Consider the following 1744-nt stretch of genomic DNA (forward strand, 5'->3'; position numbering starts at 1 on the left):
GCGCGCCGCGCGCGGTCGCGACCCAGGGCCGCGCGGTCGCGACGGCCTGCAGCAGCGGCCAGCAGCGGCTGCGGCTCGCGCTCGCGCAGACGACGACGTCGGCCGCGGCGAACAGCGCGGCGCGCTGCTCTTCGGGCACCGAGGGCGATGGCAGCAGGCTGTAACGCCCGCCGTGCGGATCCAGCGCGAGCGGTCGCGTCGCGGCGGCGACGTCCGCGCCGAGCGCGTCGACGACCAGCAGCAGCCGCCACGGCGCGTCGCGGCGCCAGCGCCGCGTCCAGGCTTCGAGCAGGCGCCACGGCGCGTCGATCTCGTCCCAGCGCGCGCGGCACAGCACGATGCCTTCGCCGTGCGGATTGCGCGGTGCGCGCAGCCCCGGATGCGCATAGGCCGGTTCGACGATCCACGGCAGGACTTCGGCATCGGCGATGCCGGCCGCGGCGAGCTCGTCGCGATGCCAGCGGCTCGGCACCCAGATCTCGTCCATGGCCCGCAGCGCGGCCGCGGCTTCGGCGTCGGGGCGCTGCTCGAAGTCCGCATAGCCGATGCGCTGCGGCGCGGCCACGTGATGCCACAGCGCCGGATCGCCGGCGCAGAGCGCGACACGCGGCGCCGGTCCGGCCGCGCGGCGGCGCAGCGTATTGAGCAGATGGTCGCGGCTGTCGCCGTCCTCGGCGATCGCTTCGGGCAGCACCGGCGCATACAGCGAGCGATAGCTCAGGCGCAGCCCGGCCGCGTCGAGCGCGCGCGCGAGCGGCCGCTGCCAGGCGGCCGCCGCGGCCGGGAAATCCAGCGCGCCGGCCAGCAGCAGCGCATCGTCGTACTGCGCGGCCAGCACGGCCGACCAATGCCGTGCGAACGTCGCGCGGCCGTCGGCGAGCAGTCGCGCGCGCAGCGCATCGTCGTCGCGCGTGGAGCCGTGCTGCTCGTGGCGCAGGCTCACACTGCCGCAAAGCCGCGTGAACCAGCCGGCCGCGCGCGCGCGCAGGCAGTAGTCGCTGTCTTCGGCGTAGGTGACGTAGTCCGTATGCAGCGGCCCTATCGCGTCGACGACGGCGCGCTTGATATAGACCGCCGCGAACACGACGCCTTCGACGATGCGCTCGGTATCGGTGTACTGGCCGACGTCGCGCTCGACGCGGCCCGACGCGATCTGCACGCCGCTCAGGTCATCGTGCAGCACGCGCGTGCCCGCGTGCAGCAGATTGCCTTCGCCGTCGACGAGCCGGCAGCCGACGATGCCGGTGTCCGCCTGCGCGAGCGCGCACTCGCGCAGGCGTACCAGCCAGTCGCGCTGCTCGAACACGATATCGTTGTTCAGCAGCACGAGGTCGTTGCCCGGCGCCGCCGCGGCGATGCCGGCGTTGTTGCCGCGCACGAAGCCGAGGTTGCGGTCCAGCCGCAGCACGCGCACGCGGCCGGCATAGGCGGCCAGCCCCTGCGCGGTCGCGTCGCTCGAGCCGTTGTCGACGACGATGATCTCGCTGTCGCCGAGCTCGCTCGCGAGCAGGCTGTCCAGCGCGCGCGCGGTCAGCGCCCAGCGGTTCCAGGCGAGCAGGATCAGGCTCGTCGCCGGCGCGCTCATGGATCGTCGCTGCGTCGCTCCGCGGCCACGCCTCGCCAGAGCTCGGCCAGCACCGTGTCGAGGTCCTCGACCGGCTGCCGCGCACAGAGCCGCTCCAGCATCGCGCGGCGCCGCGCGAGGCCGTCGTCGTGGGCCGCGACGACGCGCCGCCAGTGCGCC

At 74.7% G+C, this 1744-nt stretch carries 1 protein-coding gene; it reads right to left on the reverse strand.

Annotated elements, in window-relative coordinates:
• Positions 1-1585 (reverse strand): glycosyltransferase (locus NON22_RS23865; RefSeq protein WP_257389479.1); only part of this gene is annotated, 1585 nt, incomplete at its 3' end.
• Positions 1586-1744: the final 159 nt, after the last annotated feature.

The organism is Tahibacter caeni, from assembly GCF_024609805.1.
Taxonomy (GTDB): Bacteria; Pseudomonadota; Gammaproteobacteria; order Xanthomonadales; family Rhodanobacteraceae; genus Tahibacter; species Tahibacter caeni.